This window comes from Streptomyces mesophilus (assembly GCF_011044995.1).
GTDB lineage: Bacteria > Actinomycetota > Actinomycetes > Streptomycetales > Streptomycetaceae > Streptomyces > Streptomyces mesophilus.
Window position 1 is genome coordinate 1 of sequence record NZ_JAAKZW010000069.1, and the last position, 20,308, is coordinate 20,308.

At 69.0% G+C, this 20,308-nt stretch carries 15 protein-coding genes; 10 read left to right on the forward strand and 5 right to left on the reverse strand.

The annotated features are described in order from the left end of the window. The first annotated feature begins 175 nt into the window (after positions 1-175). The 4 genes from G6045_RS18135 (at position 176) to G6045_RS18150 (ending at position 4,818) form a co-directional block, all read left to right on the forward strand. On the forward strand, positions 176-2,734 hold the full coding sequence (locus G6045_RS18135) for a sensor histidine kinase (RefSeq protein ID WP_165333025.1): 2,559 nt from the start codon (positions 176-178) through the stop codon (positions 2,732-2,734). 98 nt (positions 2,735-2,832) lie between these two features. After that, positions 2,833-3,516 (forward strand): response regulator, encoded by a 684-nt coding sequence (locus G6045_RS18140; protein WP_165333026.1) that lies wholly within the window; start codon positions 2,833-2,835, stop codon positions 3,514-3,516. 54 nt (positions 3,517-3,570) lie between these two features. After that, the gene (locus tag G6045_RS18145; protein ID WP_165333027.1) at positions 3,571-3,969 is read left to right on the forward strand and encodes an OB-fold nucleic acid binding domain-containing protein; all 399 of its coding nucleotides are present in this window, start codon (positions 3,571-3,573) and stop codon (positions 3,967-3,969) included. A 3-nt stretch (positions 3,970-3,972) separates the two neighbouring features. Further along, positions 3,973-4,818: a DUF3159 domain-containing protein gene (locus tag G6045_RS18150; RefSeq protein ID WP_328707818.1), complete on the forward strand. Its 846-nt coding sequence runs from the start codon at positions 3,973-3,975 to the stop codon at positions 4,816-4,818. A 69-nt stretch (positions 4,819-4,887) separates the two neighbouring features. On the opposite strand, the gene G6045_RS18155 is transcribed toward G6045_RS18150, so the two are convergent. Both G6045_RS18155 and G6045_RS18160 read right to left on the reverse strand, forming a co-directional pair. Next, a complete protein-coding gene (locus G6045_RS18155; RefSeq protein ID WP_093611188.1) occupies positions 4,888-5,565 on the reverse strand; it encodes a potassium channel family protein in 678 nt (225 codons plus the stop codon). Further along, the gene (locus G6045_RS18160; protein WP_165333028.1) at positions 5,565-6,233 is read right to left on the reverse strand and encodes a potassium channel family protein; all 669 of its coding nucleotides are present in this window, start codon (positions 6,231-6,233) and stop codon (positions 5,565-5,567) included. The genes G6045_RS18155 and G6045_RS18160 overlap by 1 nt, the downstream gene beginning before the upstream one ends. Positions 6,234-6,395: 162 nt before the next feature. Here G6045_RS18160 and G6045_RS18165 point away from each other — a divergent pair, with 162 nt between their 5' ends. Both G6045_RS18165 and G6045_RS18170 read left to right on the forward strand, forming a co-directional pair. Further along, positions 6,396-8,447, forward strand: a complete 2,052-nt coding sequence (locus G6045_RS18165; RefSeq protein ID WP_165333029.1) for an APC family permease — start codon at positions 6,396-6,398, stop codon at positions 8,445-8,447. Between the two features lie 95 nt (positions 8,448-8,542). Beyond that, the gene (locus G6045_RS18170; protein ID WP_165333030.1) at positions 8,543-9,880 is read left to right on the forward strand and encodes a class I SAM-dependent RNA methyltransferase; all 1,338 of its coding nucleotides are present in this window, start codon (positions 8,543-8,545) and stop codon (positions 9,878-9,880) included. On the opposite strand, the gene G6045_RS18175 is transcribed toward G6045_RS18170, so the two are convergent. The 3 genes from G6045_RS18175 to G6045_RS18185 form a co-directional block, all read right to left on the reverse strand. Then, the gene (locus G6045_RS18175; protein ID WP_165333031.1) at positions 9,832-10,482 is read right to left on the reverse strand and encodes a DUF305 domain-containing protein; all 651 of its coding nucleotides are present in this window, start codon (positions 10,480-10,482) and stop codon (positions 9,832-9,834) included. The two genes, G6045_RS18170 and G6045_RS18175, sit on opposite strands and share 49 nt — an antisense overlap. 11 nt (positions 10,483-10,493) lie before the next feature. Beyond that, a complete protein-coding gene (locus tag G6045_RS18180; RefSeq protein ID WP_328707819.1) occupies positions 10,494-11,828 on the reverse strand; it encodes a DUF1996 domain-containing protein in 1,335 nt (444 codons plus the stop codon). Positions 11,829-11,928: 100 nt separating this feature from the next. Further along, positions 11,929-13,647 (reverse strand): discoidin domain-containing protein, encoded by a 1,719-nt coding sequence (locus G6045_RS18185; RefSeq protein WP_165333033.1) that lies wholly within the window; start codon positions 13,645-13,647, stop codon positions 11,929-11,931. A 329-nt stretch (positions 13,648-13,976) separates the two neighbouring features. Between G6045_RS18185 and G6045_RS18190 the strand changes: the two genes are divergently transcribed. The 4 genes from G6045_RS18190 to G6045_RS18205 all read left to right on the forward strand — a co-directional run bounded on the left by G6045_RS18190 (position 13,977) and on the right by G6045_RS18205 (position 20,221). Beyond that, on the forward strand, positions 13,977-14,969 hold the full coding sequence (locus G6045_RS18190) for a LacI family DNA-binding transcriptional regulator (RefSeq protein ID WP_165333034.1): 993 nt from the start codon (positions 13,977-13,979) through the stop codon (positions 14,967-14,969). 434 nt (positions 14,970-15,403) lie between these two features. After that, positions 15,404-15,592, forward strand: coding sequence for a restriction endonuclease (locus G6045_RS41500; RefSeq protein ID WP_328707820.1), 189 nt, complete (start codon positions 15,404-15,406; stop codon positions 15,590-15,592). A gap of 325 nt (positions 15,593-15,917) precedes the next feature. Next, on the forward strand, positions 15,918-16,319 hold the full coding sequence (locus G6045_RS18200; protein ID WP_165333035.1) for an effector-associated constant component EACC1: 402 nt from the start codon (positions 15,918-15,920) through the stop codon (positions 16,317-16,319). Continuing rightward, positions 16,316-20,221, forward strand: coding sequence for a caspase, EACC1-associated type (locus G6045_RS18205; RefSeq protein WP_165333036.1), 3,906 nt, complete (start codon positions 16,316-16,318; stop codon positions 20,219-20,221). Before G6045_RS18200 ends, G6045_RS18205 begins: the two co-directional genes overlap by 4 nt. The last annotated feature ends 87 nt before the right edge of the window (positions 20,222-20,308 follow it).

Here is a 20,308-nt window from a genome sequence, read left to right on the forward strand (position 1 = left end):
ATCAGAATCCCGTCAAAGAGACCCCCCACCCCGCCCTCAGCGCCTTTTGTCCGACTTCCCGGTCTTAAGGTCGACCCAGCACAGGCAGCCGATCGTGAGCTGCGCCCGAGGGTGAGCAGCAGGTGCGAACCCGTGGGCAACAGGCTGTGGCGGCGATCTGAAAGACAATGGGGCCATGGGACGCGGCAAGCTTCGGATCTATCTCGGTGCGGCACCGGGCGTCGGCAAGACGTACGCGATGCTGTCCGAGGCCCACCGCCGGGTCGAGCGCGGTACGGACTGCGTGGTCGCCTTCGTCGAGCACCACGACCGGCCGCGCACCGAGGTGATGCTGCACGGTCTGGAGCAGATCCAGCGCCGCGAGCTGGAGCACCGCGGCAGCACGTTCACCGAGATGGACGTGGACGCGGTGCTCGCTCGCCACCCCCAGGTCGTCCTGGTGGACGAGCTCGCGCACACCAATGTTCCGGGTTCGCGCCACGCCAAGCGCTGGCAGGACGTCGAGATGCTGCTCGCGGCCGGCATCGACGTCATATCCACGGTGAACATCCAGCATCTGGAGTCGCTCGGCGACGTCGTCGAGTCGATCACCGGCGTACGGCAGCGTGAGACCGTCCCCGACGAGGTGGTCCGGCACGCCGACCAGATCGAGCTCGTCGACATGTCGCCCCAGGCGCTGCGCCGGCGGATGGCGCACGGCAACATCTACAAGCCGGACAAGATCGACGCCTCGCTCTCCAACTACTTCCGGATCGGCAACCTCACGGCCCTGCGCGAACTGGCGCTCCTGTGGGTGGCCGACCGCGTGGACGAGTACCTGCAGCAGTACCGCGGCGAGCACAACATCAAGTCGACCTGGCAGGCGCGCGAGCGCATCGTCGTCGGCCTGACCGGCGGACCCGAGGGCCGCACCCTGATCCGCCGCGGCGCACGGCTCGCGGAGAAGGGCGCCGGCGGCGAGGTGCTCGCCGTCTACATCGCCCGCAGCGACGGCCTCACCAACGCCTCGCCCAAGGAACTCGCCCTCCAGCGCACCCTCGTCGAGGACCTGGGCGGCACGTTCCACCACGTCATCGGTGACGACGTGCCCGCCTCGCTCCTGGAGTTCGCGCGCGGCGTGAACGCCACCCAGATCGTGCTCGGCTCCAGCCGCCGCAAGGCCTGGCAGTACGTGTTCGGGCCCGGCGTCGGCGCCACGGTGGCCCGGGAGTCGGGCCCCGACCTGGACGTCCACATCGTCACGCACGACGCGGTCGGCAAGGGGCGCGGACTGCCCGTCGCCCGCGGGGCGCGGCTCGGCCGGGCGCGGATCATCGCCGGGTGGCTGGCCGGTGCGGCCGGGCCCGCGCTGCTCACGCTGGTGCTCAACGCGATCCCGGGCGACCTCGGGCTCGCCAACGACATGCTGCTCTTCCTGTCCCTGACGATCGCCGCGGCCCTGCTCGGCGGTCTGCTGCCCGCGCTCGCCTCGGCGGCGATCGGCTCGCTCCTGCTCAACTACTACTTCGCCGAACCGCTGCACCGCTTCACGATCGCCGACCCGCGCAACATCGTGGCGATCGCGGTGTTCGTGGGGGTCGCCGTCGCGGTCGCCTCCGTCGTGGACCTCGCGGCCCGCCGTACGCACCAGGCGGCCCGACTGCGCGCCGAATCCGAGATCCTCTCCTTCCTCGCCGGCAGCGTGCTGCGCGGCGAGACCACCCTGGACGCCCTGCTCGAACGGGTCCGCGAGACCTTCAACATGGAGTCCGTGGCGCTCCTGGAGCGGCAGAGCGACGTCGCCCCCTGGACCCGCGCCGGCAGCGTCGGATCCGCCGCCGGTACGGCCGGCCCCATCGAGCGGCCCGAGGACGCCGACGTGGACATGCCCGTCGGTGACCACATGGCCCTCGCGCTCACCGGCCGGGTGCTGCCCGCCGAGGACCGCAGGGTGCTCGCCGCCTTCGCCGCCCAGGCCGCCGTCGTCCTGGACCGCCAGCGCCTGATGACCGAGGCCGAACAGGCCCGCACCCTTGCCGAGGGCAACCGCATCCGTACCGCCCTGCTCGCCGCCGTATCGCACGATCTGCGCACCCCGCTCGCCGGCATCAAGGCCGCTGTCACGTCCCTGCGCTCGGACGACGTCGAATGGTCCGAGGAGGACCGGGCCGAACTGCTCGCCGGGATCGAGGAGGGCGCCGACCGGCTCGACCACCTCGTGGGCAACCTCCTGGACATGTCCCGTCTGCAGACCGGCACGGTCACCCCGCTGATCCGCGAGATCGACCTCGACGAGGTGGTGCCGATGGCGCTCGGCGGAGTCCCCGAGGGCGCGGCCGACCTGGACATCCCCGAGTCGCTGCCGATGGTCAGCGTCGACAAGGGTCTCCTGGAGCGGGCGGTCGCCAACATCGTGGAGAACGCCGTGAAATACAGCCCGGACGGGAAACCGGTACGGGTCTCGGCCAGCGCGATCGGCAACCGCGTCGAGATCCGGGTCGTGGACCGCGGCCCCGGCATCCCCGACGACGCCAAGGAGCGGGTCTTCGAACCCTTCCAGCGGTACGGTGACGCGCCCCGCGGCGCCGGAGTGGGCCTCGGTCTCGCGGTGGCCCGCGGCTTCACCGAGTCGATGGGCGGCACCCTCAGCGCCGAGGACACCCCGGGCGGCGGGCTCACGATGGTGCTGACCCTGCGCGCCGCCCGTACGCCCGAGCGCCCGCCGGCCGAACTCAACGCATCGGCCACGACATGACGAGCCAGGGCGTACGAACCCCTCGTGTCCCGACTTCGGCGCAGACTGAACAGCATGGACCGGACCCCGATCGCAGATCGGCAGAAAGGCAGGACCGCATGACCCGGGTGCTCGTGGTCGAAGACGAACCGCAGATCGTCCGCGCCCTCGTCATCAACCTCAAGGCGCGCAAGTACGAGGTGGACGCCGCCGCGGACGGAGCCTCCGCGCTCCAGCTCGCCGCCGCCCGCCACCCCGACGTGATCGTCCTCGACCTCGGCCTGCCCGATATGGACGGCGTGGACGTCATCCGCGGCCTGCGCGGCTGGACCAGGGTTCCGATCCTCGTCCTGTCGGCCCGGCACAGCTCGGACGAGAAGGTCGAGGCGCTGGACGCGGGAGCGGACGACTACGTCACCAAGCCCTTCGGCATGGACGAGCTCCTCGCCCGCCTGCGCGCCGCGGTGCGCCGTGCGGAGCCGGTCGCGGGCGCCGACGACGACGTCACCGTGGACACCGGCGACTTCACCGTCGACCTGGCCGCGAAGAAGGTCCACCGCGACGGCCGCGATGTCCGCCTGACGCCCACGGAGTGGCACCTCCTGGAAGTCCTCGTCCGCAATACGGGACGTCTCGTCAGCCAGAAGCAGCTGCTCCAGGAGGTCTGGGGCCCGTCGTACGGCACGGAGACCAATTATCTGCGCGTGTACATGGCCCAGCTGCGCCGCAAGCTGGAGGCGGACCCGTCCCATCCGAAGCACTTCATCACCGAGCCGGGGATGGGCTACCGCTTCGAGCGCTGACAGCGGGGGAGGGCGCCAAGGAGTAACCCGCGCCCATCCCGGTAGGCTTCCTGTATGAGTGACGTTCCGCGAACGCAGAAGCCGGCAGGCCGCTTCCGCCGCATGCTGGACCGGCTCTCCACCTCCCAGGAGGAGCTGGAGTCGGAAGAGCTGCAGGAGGACGCCGCGACGGCAGGCTGCACCCGTATCGGAGACTGCCACGACCGGCAGATCGTCACCGTTACTGGTACCTTGCGCACCGTCACCCTGCGGCCACGCGCCGGAGTCCCGGCGCTCGAGGCCGAGCTGTTCGACGGCACCGCCGCGCTGGACGTGGTGTGGCTCGGCAGACGCTCCATCGTGGGGATAGAACCGGGGCGCAAGCTGATCGCATCGGGCCGTATCTCCGTGGACCGCGGACGCCGGGTGCTGTTCAACCCCAAGTACGAACTCAGACCGCTCGGACGGGAGTAGCCGGTGACGTCAGTCGACAAGCCGACCGACGAAAACGCAGGGCCGGACGGCCAGGCGCCGGACACGGATGTGCAGGCGGTCACCGAAGCCGCCCTGTTCGAGGCCTTCGGCGGACTGCGCGGCATGATCGAGACGGTCCTGCCGGGCCTGCTCTTCGTGACGATCTACACCATCAACAAGGACCTGCACCTCTCCGCGATCGCGGCGCTCGGTGTCTCCCTGCTCCTCCTCGTGGCCCGCCTGGCCCGCCGCGACACCGTCAAGCACGCCTTCAGCGGTGTCTTCGGCGTGGCCTTCGGTGTGGTCTTCGCGATGATGACCGGCAATGCCAAGGACTTCTACCTCCCCGGCATGCTCTACACGCTCGGTCTCTCCCTCGCGTACATCATCACGACCCTCTGCGGCGTCCCGCTGATCGGCCTGATCCTCGGCCCGGTCTTCAAGGAGAACCTCTCCTGGCGCACCCGCAACCCGGGCCGCAAGACGGCCTACGCCAAGGCCAGTTGGGCCTGGGGCCTGATCCTGCTCGCCAAGTGCGCGATCCTCTTCCCGATGTACTGGTGGGCCGACACCACCAAGTTCGGCTGGGTGCTGATCGCCCTGAAGATCCCGCCGTTCCTGCTCGCCGTATGGCTGACGTGGGTGTTCCTGGCGAAGGCTCCGCCGCCCATCGATGTCTTCGCCGAGATGGAGGCGAAGGAGAAGGCCGAACGCGAGGCCAAGGAGGCCCGCGAGCGGGAGGCCGACACCCAGGAGCGCTTCGCCCAGCAGATCGACCCCCTGGTGGACGAGACCCTGCAGCGCCTCACGCAGGACGAGCCCCAGCGGGCACGGCACCGCAAGCAATAAGACGCGCGCATACGAGGAGGGGGCACCCGGAACGTTCCGGGTGCCCCCTCCTCGTACGACCTGGGGAGCTCAGGCCCCTTCGGTCTCCCGTCGTACCGACAGGAGATCCTCCAGCTGCTCCTCACGCGCCTGGGCCGCCACGAACAGGAGCTCGTCACCGGCCTCCAGGGAGTCCTCGTGGGTCGGCGAGAGCACCCGCGTACCGCGGATGATCGTGACCAGCGAGGTGTCCTCGGGCCAGGCGATGTCGCCGATCATGGTGCCCGCGAGCGCGGACTCCGGCGGCAGCGTCAGCTCGACCAGGTTGGCGTCGCCGTGGCTGAAGCGAAGCAGCCGCACCAGGTCGCCGACGCTGACGGCCTCCTCGACGAGGGCCGACATGAGCCGCGGCGTGGAGACGGCGACGTCCACGCCCCAGGACTCGTTGAACAGCCACTCGTTCTTGGGGTTGTTGACACGGGCCACGACGCGCGGCACCCCGTACTCGGTCTTGGCGAGCAGCGAGACGACCAGGTTGACCTTGTCGTCGCCGGTCGCGGCGATGACCACGTTGCAGCGCTGCAGGGCCGCCTCGTCGAGCGAGGTGATCTCACAGGCGTCGGCGAGCAGCCACTCGGCCTGCGGCACCCGCTCCACCGAGATGGCGGTGGGTGCCTTGTCGATGAGGAGGACCTCGTGCCCGTTCTCCAGGAGTTCGCCCGCGATGGAGCGGCCGACGGCACCGGCTCCGGCAATAGCGACGCGCATCAGTGACCGCCCTCCTCGGGGCCCTCGGCGAACGCCGCCTCGACCTTCTGCATCTCGTCGGTGCGCATCATGACGTGCACCAGATCGCCCTCCTGCAGCACCGTCTGCGACGACGGCAGGATCGCCTCGCCGAGCCGGGTGAGGAACGCGACGCGGACGCCGGTCTCCTCCTGCAGCTTGCTGATCTTGTGTCCGACCCAGGCCGTCGAGGCATGCACCTCGGCGAGCTGCACCCCGCCGGTGGGGTCGCGCCACAGCGGCTCCGCGCCCGAGGGCAGCAGCCGGCGCAGCATCTGGTCGGCGGTCCAGCGGACGGTGGCGACCGTGGGGATGCCCAGGCGCTGGTAGACCTCGGCGCGACGCGGGTCGTAGATACGGGCGGCGACGTTCTCGATGCCGAACATCTCGCGGGCGACGCGCGCGGCGATGATGTTCGAGTTGTCGCCGCTGCTGACGGCGGCGAAGGCGCCGGCGTCCTCGATACCCGCCTCGCGGAGGGTGTCCTGATCGAACCCGACTCCGGTGACCCGGCGGCCGCCGAATCCCGAACCGAGTCTGCGGAAGGCCGTGGGGTCCTGGTCGACCACGGCGACCGTATGCCCCTGCTGCTCCAAGGTCTGCGCGAGAGCGGCACCCACTCGTCCGCAGCCCATGATGACGATGTGCACGACCGTCCTTCCGGCTGTCAATGTTCCGTTAAGAGTCCGAGGCGGCTGTGAGCGCCTTGACGCGGTCTTTGCGCCCTCACCAGGGTCTCAGACCACAGGCCAAGCTACACACGCGCCCGGCGCGGTGCGCGGGCCCCCGTTCGAACGCTTACGATCCTCACCGTGTCCAAACTGACCGACCTGCCCAAACGGATTCTGATCGGGCGCGCATTGCGCAGCGACAGGCTCGGCGAAACGCTCCTGCCGAAGCGCATCGCACTCCCCGTGTTCGCCTCCGACCCGCTGTCCTCGGTGGCGTACGCACCCGGTGAAGTCCTCCTGGTGCTGTCCATCGCGGGCGTGTCGGCGTACCACTTCAGCCCCTGGATCGCGGTCGCGGTCGTGGTGCTGATGTTCACCGTGGTCGCCTCGTACCGGCAGAACGTGCACGCCTACCCGAGCGGCGGCGGCGACTACGAGGTCGCCAACACCAACCTCGGCCGCAAGGCGGGTCTCACCGTCGCGAGCGCCCTGCTCGTCGACTACGTGCTGACCGTCGCGGTGTCGATCTCCTCGGGCATCGAGAACCTGGGCTCCGCGGTCCCGTTCGTCGTCGAGCACAAGGTGCTCTGCGCGGTCGGTGTGATCGTGCTGCTCACCCTGATGAACCTGCGCGGCGTCAAGGAATCCGGAAAGCTCTTCGCGATCCCCACGTACGTCTTCGTGGTGGGCGTCTTCCTGATGATCGCGTGGGGCGCGTTCCGCGGCATCGTCCTCGACGACACCCTCAAGGCCCCGACGGCCGACTACGAGATCAAGCCCGAGCACCAGGGCCTGGCCGGCTTCGCGCTGGTCTTCCTGCTGCTGCGCGCCTTCTCCTCCGGCTGCGCCGCGCTCACCGGCGTCGAGGCGATCTCCAACGGCGTCCCCGCCTTCCGCAAGCCCAAGTCGAAGAACGCGGCGACGACCCTGGCGCTGATGGGCGCGCTCGCCGTCACCATGTTCTGCGGCATCATCGGGCTCGCCATGGCCAGCAACGTCAAGATGGCCGAGAACCCCGCGCACGATCTGATCAACAACGGGCAGGCCGTCGGCAGCGACTATGTGCAGCACCCGGTGATCTCCCAGGTCGCCGAGGCGGTGTTCGGCGAGGGATCGTTCCTTTTCCTCATCCTCGCCGCCGCGACCGCGCTGGTCCTCTTCCTCGCCGCGAACACCGCGTACAACGGCTTCCCGCTGCTCGGCTCGATCCTCGCGCAGGACCGCTATCTGCCCCGCCAGCTGCACACCCGCGGCGACCGGCTCGCGTTCTCCAACGGCATCGTGCTGCTCGCGGGCGCCGCCGCCGTGCTCGTCGTCGTCTACGAGGCCGACTCGACCAAGCTGATCCAGCTCTACATCGTCGGTGTCTTCGTCTCCTTCACGCTCAGCCAGACCGGCATGGTGCGGCACTGGAACCGCCATCTGCGCTCCGAACGCGACCCGGCCAAGCGCCGCCACATGGTGCGCTCGCGTGCGATCAACACCTTCGGCGCGTTCTTCACGGGCCTCGTCCTGGTGGTCGTCCTGGTCACCAAGTTCACCCACGGCGCCTGGGTCGCGCTGCTCGGCATGGTCATCTTCTACGTGACGATGAGCGCGATCCGTAAGCACTACGACCGCGTCTCCGAGGAGATCGCCGCCCCCGAGGGACCCTCGGACGACAGCGTCCGCCCCTCGCGCGTGCACTCGATCGTCCTGGTTTCCAAGATCCACCGGCCGACGCTGCGGGCCCTGGCCTACGCGAAGCTGATGCGCTCGGACACCCTCGAGGCGCTCAGCGTCAATGTGGACCCGGCCGAGACCAAGGTGCTCAAGGCGGAGTGGGAACGGCGCAACATCACCGTCCCGCTCAAGGTCCTCGACTCCCCGTACCGCGAGATCACCCGCCCGATCATCGAGTACGTCAAGAACCTGCGCCGCGAGAGCCCGCGCGACGCGGTCTCGGTGATCATCCCCGAGTACGTGGTCGGCCACTGGTACGAGCATCTGCTGCACAACCAGAGCGCGCTCAGGCTGAAGGGCCGGCTGCTGTTCACGCCGGGTGTGATGGTGACCTCGGTGCCGTACCAGCTGGAGTCCTCTGAGGTCGCCAAGAAGCGGGCCCGCAAGCGCTCGGAGTGGAACGCGCCGGGTGCGGTGCGGCGTGGCCCCGTGGAGAAGAAGGCGCCCAAGGAGCCGACCGGGCGCAGCTGAGCCGATCGCTCGTGGCGGGCGGGCGGACGAACCCCACGTAGACTCGTGGGTTGTCGTCCACCCGCCCGCTCACCCCTTTCTGGAGCCACCCCGCCATGCAGGCAGATTCTGATTCGAAGAACTCGCTGGTCGGGGAGGAGTACGAGGTCGAGGTCGGCCCCGTCGCGCACGGCGGCCACTGCATCGCCCGTACGTCCGAGGGCCAGGTCCTCTTCGTCCGCCACACACTGCCCGGCGAGCGCGTGGTCGCGCGCGTGACGGAAGGCGAGGAGGGCGCCCGCTACCTGCGCGCCGACGCGGTGACGGTCCTCGAGCCCTCGAAGGACCGGATCGAGGCCCCCTGCCCGTTCTCCGGCCCCGGGCGCTGCGGCGGCTGCGACTGGCAGCACGCCAAGCCCGGCGCCCAGCGCCGCCTCAAGGGCGAGGTCATCGCCGAGCAGCTGCTGCACCTCGCGGGCCTCACGCCCGAGGAGGCCGGCTGGGACGGCACGGTGATGCCCGCCGAGGGCGACAAGCTCCCCGCGGGCGAGGTCCCCGCGTGGCGTACGCGCGTCCAGTACGCGGTCGACGCCTCCACCGGCAAGGCGGGTCTGCGCCGCCACCGCTCGCACGAGGTCGAGGTGATCGACCACTGCATGATCGCCGCCGAAGGTGTCACGGAACTCGGCATCGAGAAGCGCTCCTGGGACGGCATGGCCGCCATCGAGGCGATCGCGGCCACCGGCTCCCAGGACCGCCAGGTGATCCTCACCCCGCGCCCGGGGATGCGGCTGCCGATCGTCGAACTCGACAAGCCGGTCTCGGTCCAGCGCATCGGTGAGAAGGACGGCGCGGTCCACCGCGTCCACGGCCGCGCGTTCGTCCGCGAACGCGCCGACGACCGCACGTACCGCGTCGGCGACGGCGGCTTCTGGCAGGTGCACCCGCAGGCGGCCGACACCCTGATGCGCGCCGTGATGCAGGGCCTGCTCCCGCGCAAGGGCGACATGGCCCTCGACCTGTACTGCGGCGTCGGCCTCTTCGCGGGCGCCATCGCCGACCGCGTCGGCGACAAGGGTGCGGTCCTCGGCATCGAGTCCGGCAAGCGCGCGGTGGAGGACGCCCGCCACAACCTGGCCGGCTTCGACCGCGTCCGCATCGAGCACGGCAAGGTCGAGTCGGTCCTTCCCCGTACGGGAATCGACGAGGTCGACCTCATCGTCCTCGACCCCCCGCGCGCGGGCGCCGGCAAGCAGACGGTCCGCCACCTGTCAGGCCTCGGCGCCCGCCGCATCGCCTACGTGGCGTGCGACCCGGCGGCGCTGGCGCGGGACTTGGGGTACTTCCGGGACGGTGGGTACAAGGTGCGGATGCTGCGGGCGTTCGATCTGTTTCCGATGACGCATCATGTGGAGTGCGTGGCGATTCTGGAGCCTGCTGAGAAGGGTCGCTGACCCGCAGGTTCTTCGTTACGGGTCGGGCTTGGGTCGGCGCTTTCGGGTTGAACCAGCTTGTTCAGCCGGGAGAGCTGTTCGCCTGTGCTCTTTGCGATGGCCGCGGCCAGGTCCTTGGCCTGGTCGGCCTGGCCCTGGTTCTGTTCGCCGGTGCAGAGCAACCGGGACTGGGTGAAATGGGCGTGCAGCGCGTCGGTGAGGATCCGGTCGAACGGCCGGCCCTTGGCGGCGGCCGCTTCGTCGAGGGTGTCGAGGCCGACCATGCCCGGCATGTCGTGCCCCTCGTGGGGGCGCGTGTCGGGCACACCTGACAGCTTCAGCGCGTCGCGCAGACGGCGCAGGTCCGTGCGCAGTGCCGAGCCGGTCCTCGCCGCCAGCGTGGCCACGGCCGGGTCCGCCGAGCGGGAGGGGGCCAGGTCGGTCAACTGTCGAGCGCGCTCGGCCATGGGAATCATCAACAGGATCCAGGCGGTGTCGGTCGAGTTGAAGGCCGATGCCCGCGAAGTGGCGGCTCCCGGTGGTGTGTTGCCGGTTGTCGGCTGCGCGGTGCAGCCGACAACCAGCAAGCCGACAACCAGCAACGCCACAGCTGCGGCGCACATCGACCACAGGGTCAGAAGGTGCCGGCGGAGTTGCACTTGGCCTTCTGGGTGATGCAGTCCTTCACACGGTGTCCGAGAGCGGCGTTGTCCCAGGCGTTGAAGAAGTCACCGTGGATGGATGACGCCATGCCCGAGGCCAGCCTGAAGCCCGCGCTGCTGCCGCTGGTCGGATAGCTGACGACGAAGGAGAGGTTGGGGATGGCGACGGGGTAGGCGCCGCTGCACTTGCCGTCGTAGGTGAACGCCACGTGTGACTTGTGGTCGGGGCTGTCGAGGTTCTTGCCGTCCCAGCAGTCGGGGAAGACCAGTTGGTGGGTGAGGTGGGCCTTCGGGGCGCAGACCGGCCAGTTGCCGTCGGCGCTGCGGCCGATCTCCCCGCCCTCGCCGGAGCACCAGTACTGGCCGGTCGATCCCGCCGGGGTGGGCGTCTGCGCCTTGGCGTCACCTGCGATCATGCGGAACCCTTCCGGGAAGGGCACGGTCGCCGAAGGGTCGGGGAGCCGGGAACCGTAATAGACGATCATGCCCTCGGCTTCGACGGCCCTGTCGCCCTCGTAGAGGGTGGGTATCCAGTACGCCGAGAGGTCGTCGGCGGGGGTGCAACTGGTCGGCCTGTTGGCCAGCAGCGACTGGGTCGTGGAGAACGCGTCGGTGCTCTTGTTGCCGAAGAAGCTGTGCATGTGGGACCCACCGGGAAGGCCCGGCAGGACGATGGGGTCGTCCGGCTTGGAGTGGCTGTAGGTGCAGGTGGCGTTGAACTCCGGAACCCGGACCACATCACCGGGCACCGCGGCGGGTGTCATCGCACGGAACTGTGCCAGCTGGGCGTCCCACTTCGCCTGGTCCACGGGGACCCAGCCGGGTGCGGCGGCGCCACCCTCGCCGACGAACGAGAACCAGTTGATGTTGACGAAGTCACCGGACCCCGTGCCGCGCAGTACGGCGAACACCGTCTGCGCACCGGTGGGGTGGTCGGCCACCTCGGTCTTCTGGGTCGCCCAGTTCTGCCAACCGCCGGTCGGGGAGACCGAGATGACCGCGAGCAGCGGTCCGGAGAGGCCCCCGGTACGCAGCTCGACCGTGCCCGAGCCGACGGCGGAGGCGATCCGGGCCGACACCGTCAGCCGCCCGGCCGTACCGAGGTCGACGTTGTCGAAGCGCATCCAGTCGCCGTCGGCGAGGAACGCGGCGTTCTGCCCGCCTCCCATGTCGGAGGTCGTCTCCAGCGCGACGCCCGACTGGGCCGCGTAGGACTCGGCCTGGACGGTGACCGTCGCGGCCTGCGCCTGCTGGGTCGAGGCGGTCAGACTCAGGGCGGCTGCGAGCACCACCACCAGGGCATTCACCAAGAGTGTGTACAGAGGGACGCGATATCTGGGCATCTCACTTCCTCACGAACATGGGGGAGGGACGGAGCGAAGGGGGCCTGGCCTGGGGAATCGACGGCTACTGATAGACCCGTACGTAATCGACGAGCATCTTGGACGGGAAGGGTGTGCTGGCGTCCGTCGGGCCCGGCCAGTCACCGCCGACCGCGAGGTTGAGGATCATGTAGTGGGGGTGGTCGAAGATCCACGGCCCGCGTGTCTGCTCCACCTGGTCCTTGTCGAGGGTGAAGACGGTCCGGCCGTCCAGGCTGTAGGTGATGCCCTTGCTGTTCCAGTCGGCGGCCCAGGTGTGGAAGTCGTCGGAGAAGTCGGCGTTCCCGGGCAGGGTGTACGGCGAGCCGATGCCGCCGGCGCCGTTGTAGGCGGGTGCGTGGACGGTCGAGTACGCGGTCTTCACGTCCTTGCCGAGGACCTCCACGATGTCGATCTCGCCGTTGTACGGCCACGGCCGGCCCGTCAGGAAGTCGGCGCCCATCATCCAGAACGCGGGCCAAAGACCGTTGCCCTTGGGCACCTTGATGCGTGCTTCGACGCGCCCGTAGGTGAACTGGAACGTCGCGCCGGTGTTCATCCGCGCCGAGGTGTACTGGCAGGTGGTGCTGCCGCTCAACGGATCAGGCGGGCACGACGATCCGGCGGTGGCCTCCTTGCGGGCCTCCATCACCAGGTGTCCCGACCCGTCCAGTGAGGCGTTGCGGTGGTCGGTGTAGTACTCCAGCTCGTTGTTCGGCCCGGTGCCCGGGTCGGCACGCCACTTCGAGGCATCGGGCTTGCCGCCGGCCGCGCCGTCGAACTCGTCGCTCCACACCAGCCGCGGCGGGTTCGCGGGGTCGCTCGGCAGGGGCGGGGGCGTGATCGGGTCCCCACCGGTGCCGTACACCTGGAACTCCCACAGCGAGTAGCCGTAGGGGGTGGCGCGCTCCGTGCCGTACATGCGCACATAGCGGCCGGAGCCGGAGACGGCCAGCGTCTGCTTGAAGCCCGTGCCGGACGTCGTCGAGTAGATCGGCGTCCAGTCGGTGCCGTTCGGCGAGACCTGGATCTGGAAGGACTTGGCGTAGGCGGGATCCCACTGCAGGACGACCTTGTCGATCTGCGCCGTCGCGCCGAGGTCGACGGAGATCCACCCGGGATCGGTCCATCCGGTGGTGGAGCTGGTCGCCCAGCGGGAGGCCGGGTCCCGGTCGAACGCCCTGGCCGGCGTGCACTCCCAGCAGTTCCCGTCGCTCTGGGAAGAGGAGGCCGCGCCCGGTCGGCCGTAGGAGAGCAGCCCGCCGGGGTCGCCGCCGGAACCGCCGGTGGTGCCGTACACCTGGAACTCCCACAGCGAGTAGCCGTAGGCGGTGGCACGTTGTGTGCCGTACATACGCACATAGCGGCCGGTGCCGGAGACGGTCAGGTTCTGGGAGCCGCCCGTGCCCGTGGCCGTCTGGTGGATGGTGGTCCAGCTCTGCGCGTCGCTGGACACCTCGATTCTGTACGCCTTGCCGTACGCGGCTTCCCAGTTGAGGGCGACCCGGGTGATGTCGGCACTCGCCCCGAGGTCGATCTGGATCCACTGCGGATCGGCGAAGGCGCTGGACCACCGGGTCCCGGGGTCTCCGTCGACGGCGCTCCGGGCGTTGAAGTCCCCTTCGGTACTCGAGGCGGTGGCGGTCTTTCCCTGCGAGAGCAGGACTTCCGCGGCCTGTGCGGAAGGTGCGGGGAGAGCGATGAAAGTGAGTAATGAGGCCGCGAGTGTCAGAAACAAGGCCAAGCGACGCAGTAGCGCTTGCATGGGCGACTCCTCGGGGTGGGAGAGATGTGGGGGAGCGCTCCCTGGAGGGGAGAATGGTGGAGCGCGCGAAGGCTGTCAAGGGCTGTTTCACCTAGGGGGAACAGCGTTGTAACGTCCACGACTTGCTGGGGGAACGGTCTCTCACCACGTCCGTGGCGCGCTGTCGGCCCGAGGGTGGCGCAGGGGGCGCAGGGTGCTTGGTCATGCTCATGACGCTCCGGCCTGCGGATACTCTGCTGGCAACGTCACGACGCCGATCCGGAGGTCGCCCCGATGAGAAAACCCGCCCCGCGCACGTACCCGGGCGGCGGCACAGGGGACGGGCGGGTATGAAACGCCCCACTCTGGAAGTGGTCGCCGCCCGGGCGGGCGTGTCCAAATCCAGCGTCTCCCGCGTCATCAACGGCGAGACGACGGTCGCCCCGGAGATCCGGGACGTCGTCATGCGCGCCGTGCACGAACTGGGTTACGTGCCCAACGGGGCGGCCCGCAACCTCGTCACCCGACGCACGGACACCCTCGCCGTGGTGGTCTCCGATCCGCCGCAAGGAGTCGTCTCCGACGACCCCCTCTTCTCCGCCGTGGTGCGCGCCATCAGCAGGGAGCTCGAGAAGGCGGGCAAACGGCTCGTGCTCATGCTGGCGGAATCGGACCAGAGCCGGACCCGGGTGGTGGAGTACATCGCCGGCGGGCATGTGGACGGTGTGCTCCTGGTCGCCCTGCACGGTACGGATTCACTGCCGGCCGCGCTCGCCCGGCAGAGCCTGCCCGTCGTGTCCTTCAACCGCACTTCCGCACCCGACGTCCCGTACGTGGCGTTGGACAACGCCGGCGGAGCGGCACTGGCCGTACGTCATCTTCTGGAGCGCGGGCGGCGCCGGATCGCCGCCATCACCGGGCCGCTCGAACTCTACGAGGCGCGTGAGCGCCTCGACGGCTACCGGCAGACGCTGCGGGACACCGGCCGGCGCTCGATCGTGGCACTGGGCGACTTCACGAGAGTCTCCGGCGCCGAAGCCATGCGCCAGCTCCTGGAGGACGACCCCGGTCTCGACGCGGTGTTCGCGTCGAACGACCTGATGGCGATCGGAGCCCTGCGCACCCTCCAGAAGGCGGGCCGCCGTGTCCCCGAGGACGTGGCGGTCATCGGCTTCGACGACATCGAGGCCGCGTCCTACACCAGCCCTGCGCTCAGTTCGGTACGCAGCCCGATGGCGGACCAGGCGACAGCGGCCGTCCACCTGCTCCTCAGCCTGATAGACGGCGGCCCCACGGACCCGGTGATCATGCCGAACGAACTCGTGGTGCGGGAATCCACCTGAGGCTCGCAGTTGGGGCCGGTCGACGGGCCGCTGTGCTCGCGTACCTCGACCGGTCCGTTCGCGTCGTACTCTTTCCGGTGCGGTCGGCAGCCCAGCCGAAGTGGCGGTCGGCCTGCGGGTTGAGGTGTCGGACACGTTTGGCACCTTCTCGACGGTGCCCACTTAGCCGCCCGGTACCCGCCGAATCACCCGGCAGCCGCGCGGGCGAACTCCCCGCCGGCCCAGGCCATCACGGTCTCCGTCAAGACCCTCGGGGCGCTCGCGTTGGTGGGTGCTGAGGCGGGGCTTTCACACTGCGGATCACGGGCGGCGGGCCGAGGGAGTGGGGTAGGGGAACGGCAACACAAGGGCGTCGGCGATTGAGGAAACGTACGCGTCGGTAGTGACTGGGCTGGAGCGGCGTCGCGACGCTGGTCGCGCTGGTGCGGCTGGCAGTGAACCGGGCTGGCCGGGACGGCTGCACGGAGGTTGTCGTCAGCGGCAAGAGCGGTGACCTGGGTGCCGGCGCAATCCGCTACTTCCCCGACGGCCGCAAACTGGTTGTTCAGTGTAAGAAGTACGCGCCCGAGCGCAGCCGGTCCTCCCAGGACATGCAGAAGTTCGTAGGCGCCGCCCCGGCTTGAGCACGGAGCGGACGTAGCCATCTTCGTCACCACTTGCCGAAAGCCGCGCATGGGCTGGCCCGGCGCCAGAGCATCGTTGCCCTGCACCGGGACTTGCTGGGTTACTGGGTCAAGGGAGCCCACCTGGAGACATTGGTTCCGCTCGGTGGGCGCGGCGACGGCAGGGTGCAGCGTTGCCGGCTTGAAGTTCATGGGGCGTTGGACGCGGACTGTTTCGCGCCAAGGACCAGCAGGGTTTCGGAAACATGGAGCGCCGGCCCCGGTAGCTCTCGGTAGCTTTGAAGTTTCGTGTGCGCACTGCACATCGGGACTCCAGGGGGAGTGAGTGGGCACCAGCCATGCCGGAGCGAGCGGATATCGCGTCTCCATTCATGATGAGGATCCGCTGCGTGCTCGCCGTGAGGCTCGCGAGCTGCTCGCCGCCCTCGCCGAAGCGGATCCGCAGGCGGCCCTGGATGTCTCCGGCCAGGCGCCGGTCAGCGATACCGACAAGGGCGGGCCCCTCACAGACTTGATCGGCTTGATCTTCAGCGGCGGCTCCATGGCCGCTGCGGCCATCCAGGTCTGGTTGGCCCGAGTGCCGCAGCGGACGGTCGTCGTTACCAGGCCGGACGGGGCCAGGTTGCGTATCACCGGCAAGGAAGCCCGTAACGAAGAGGAGCGGATCGAGCGGTTCCTCAACGGCTCTCCGGCGGACAGCGACGAAGATGGAACGGTCGCGGAGTGAGTCAGAACGACCGTTACGCCATGCTCATCGGCGTCTCCGCATACGACAGCGACCGTTACCACGATCTCCCGCCTGTCCGGGCGGACCTGCACTACATGCAGGCTGTGCTGCAAAGCACTGAGATCGGCATGTACAACGAGTGCGCGATGGTCCCCGAGCCCACTCGGGCTGAGATGTTGCATGCCGTCGAGGAGTTCCTGGAGACACGGCAGCCCAGCGAGACCGCCCTGCTGTACTTCAGCGGACATGGAGAATTCTGCGAAGCCGACGGGCAGTTGTACTTCCTCACCCGGGACGCCGACCCGGACGACTTGCCGGGCACCGCCGTACCTGCCGAGTTTCTGGAGCGGATGCTCCAATCGTGTCGGGCTTCCTCGAAGGTAGTACTCCTCGACTGCTGCTCCAGTGGCTCCGTCGTGCAAGGGTGGACTGCCAAAGGCGTCGCGGACGCAAGCGATCGGCCCACGCCCAGCACTCTGCTGAAGCCCACGGGCGTGTACTTCATCACCGCATCCGACGCGCTCCAGGCGGCATCGGCGATGGCACCGGCAGGTTCCTCTCTCGGCACCTCCCGCTTCACCGGCGAGATAGTGGAAGGGCTGCGCAGCGGGCGGATCAAGGACAGTGGCTGGATCACCCCGGACGACCTCTTCGAGTACCTGACCTCGCAGATGGTCCGTATCGGTGTACCGGAGGAGCAGCGGCCGACCAAGTCCACCTTCCGGGCGACGCGTTCCCTCCCCCTCGCACGTTCTGTAGCTCGCTCGGTTCAGCTGCCTGCCCCGCTTCGTGAAGGCGCTCACACCTCCCGGCCCACGGCCCTGCTCAAGGCTCAGCAACTGGCCGGGGAGGATGCCCGTGACGGTGTCGACCGTCAACGGCTGCTGCACTACTACGCTCGTTGCCTGGGCGCGCAGGCAGCGAGTGGATTGCTGCCTGACAGGGACAGTGGCCGTGGCTCCGCGTACTTCTTGCTGGGGCAGGGGTCCGAGACCGTGCAGTGCGGCCTCGGCTCTGGCCTTCCTGCCCCACAGCGACTGCCCAGGCCGAAGAGCACGGGTGCGCAGACAGATGGAGCCGGTCTGCAGGAGTACTGGTACGGGTATCCGGCAGTCACCCTGCCCGAGCGGGACGGGGGCGGGCGGCGACGAGCCGCGGTGCGGATCGCGCCGCTGCTGCTGCAGCCAATGGAACTTGCTCCTGATGAGGAAGGCCGCGACCGCCTTCGCTCCTGTGGTGTTCCGTCCCTGCATACGAGTGTGATCACCGAGCTGCTTGAGGACGACGACGCTGCCGAGCTTCTTGCTCGCTGGCAGCCGGCGTGGCAGGAGGGCAACGGCGCCCAAATGGTCACGGCTGTAAGAGAATTGCTGACGGAACTGGGGCTGCCGGAGCTGGAGCCGCTCGACCTGTCCGCGCTCAGTGAGCGGTCCGTCATGGATTCGCTGCGGCCCGGCGCCCACAACGCTGCAGTTCTCCTCGCGCCCTCAGGTGTGGAACGAAACGCGACCGAAGCCCTCGTGGACAACCTTCTTCAGATGTCCACGCGTACTGGGGAGATTTCCGGTACCGCGCTGGACGCGCTCCTGACGGGCGGCGACGGCGGAGGCGACCCTCGGCACAACGCCCCGATTGTGGTGGCGCCAGGGCCGTGCAACGAGAGCCAGGAACAGGTGATCACCTCCGCGATGACGCGCACGCTCACCATTGCGACCGGCCCGCCTGGCACCGGGAAGAGCGAGGTGGTGACCGCAGTGGTCACCACAGCGGTGGCTGCGGGGGAGACCGTGCTCGTCGCGTCGACGAACAACGAGGCCGTGGACGTGGTGGCCCAGCGGTGCGATGAGATCTCACCGGGGTTGCTCATACGGACAGGCAACGCTGCCGCCCTGGAGCGCGAGGCCGCGAAGCTGGAAGGGCTCCTCGCCCAACCCATAGAGGCTGTTGGACGCAGTTCCGAAACCGTGGCCGGCGAGTTGCGTAATCGGCACGCGCGGGCCGCGTCAGAGAGGGCGGACGCAGCGCGACTCGTAGGTGAGGAGACGTGTCTGCTGGAGCTGCTGCAGGAACGGGCCCGGTTGGTGGGCGAGTTCGGATTGCCGGTGGAACTGCTCGAACGGGCATGGGCCGACAGGGACGTCGCAGTACTCGCACGCTGGGAGGAGCGGGCGCGCAAGGCAGCCGACGCCAGCTGGTTGTCGTTCGGTCGGTGGCGGCGAGGGCGGACGCTGTCCGCCCTCGCCGGAGCTGTTGGGGACACCGCGCCGAGTGCCTGGCCGGCATGGGCAACGCAGCGTCCTGTTCCTCCCGAACTCCTTCTCGCGCTGCGGGAAGCAGTGAGCGTGGAGCGGGCGCTGCGGGAGCTTGTGCCGGAGCATCTCGGCCGGGACGAGGAAGGGTTGAAGAAGGCGCGGCTGGAGGGTGCCGCCCGACTGTCCGAGACCTCCGGCGAACTGGCAGGGGCCCTGGCCGCGGAGGCCATGGGCCGTGGCAATTCGCTGATGGGACAGCGGCTCCAAGCGCTGCGCCAACGCTCCGGATTCCAGCGGAGCCAGCGGAATCTGATGGCGCACCTGAAGGGATGGGCCATCAGTACACACTCGATACGGCAGCTCGAACTGGTTCCGAAGCTGTTCGACCTGGTCGTGATCGACGAAGCGAGTCAGTGCTCGATTCCGTCGGTGCTGCCTCTGCTGTTCCGGGCGAAACGGGCATTGATCATCGGTGATCCCATGCAGCTCGGGCACATTCCCGGGATCACCGCACAACAGGAGCGGCAGGCAAGGATCCGCTCGGGACTGAGCGCGGCCCAGCTGGAGCACCGCAGGCTCACCTATCACGTGTATTCGTCCTATCACGCCGCCGCGCAACACGGTGAAGCGGCGTTGCTGCTCGACGAGCACTACCGCTGCCATCCGGCCATCGCAGATGTGGTCAACGGCTATTGCTACGCAGGCCAGTTGCAGGTCCTGACCGATGTCCGGAACCAGGTCACGGCTGTCGACCCGGTGGGGGCGATCGATCCGGCCCCGGTACTGGGATGGGTGGACGTACCGCACGGCGAGTCCGCACGAGGCGCCGGCGGCCAGTCTTGGCGCAATGCGGCGGAAGCTGAGCAGGTGCGGGAGACGGTGGACGAGCTGCTTGCGAGGTTGCCCGAGCATGCGACGGTCGGGGTGGTCACGCCGTTCCGTGCCCAGAAGGAAGCTCTGGCACGCGTGTGGGCGGACAACGACCGGGTGCGGGTCGGCACTGTTCACGCTTTCCAGGGCGGGCAACGTGACGTGATGGTGCTGAGTCCGGTGGCCACCGGCAACACCCCGGCTCGTACGACGCACTGGGTGGCGAGCCAGGTCAACCTGTGGAACGTGGCGGTCACGCGGGCCAAGGCGCAGCTGATCACGGTGGGCAGTCACGCCTTCTGGCAGGGCCAGGCCGGGCTGCCGGCGCTGCTCGCGGAGCGCGCGGCTCTCCTGCGAGCCGGGGCCGCAGCACAACGGGACACGGCCTTCGGGATGCGGGTCCCGTCAGGAGCGCATGTAGAGCTCGGTGATCGGCTCCAGGAGTACCTCGGTCTGCTCGGCGTCACGGATCTGGAGCGCGCGGCGGTGGTCGGCGGGCACGCTGTCGACCTGCTGTTCACGGTGGATGGAGCGAACACGGCGGTACTCATCGATCCCGGGCCTGAGCACGGTCAGGATCCTGCCCGTCATCTGCGGTTGATGCATGCGCGCGGCGATTTGCTCACGGGGCTGCCCTCGGGTGGTACCGGCGCGAAGGCCGGACCTGTGGGCCGGACTGTCCGGGTGCCGGCCTGGCGGATTCTGGGTGGGGCGGCCACGTTGGACCCACTGTTTGGCAAGCCGCAGAACTTGGTGGTGTGGGCCGGGACGGCGATGTGACGAGAGCCCGGCCAGGATGCGTCACTCATCGCTGAGTCATCTTGGAGACCCCGCAGGGCCAGTCGCGATGCGGTGGTCAGCCGACGT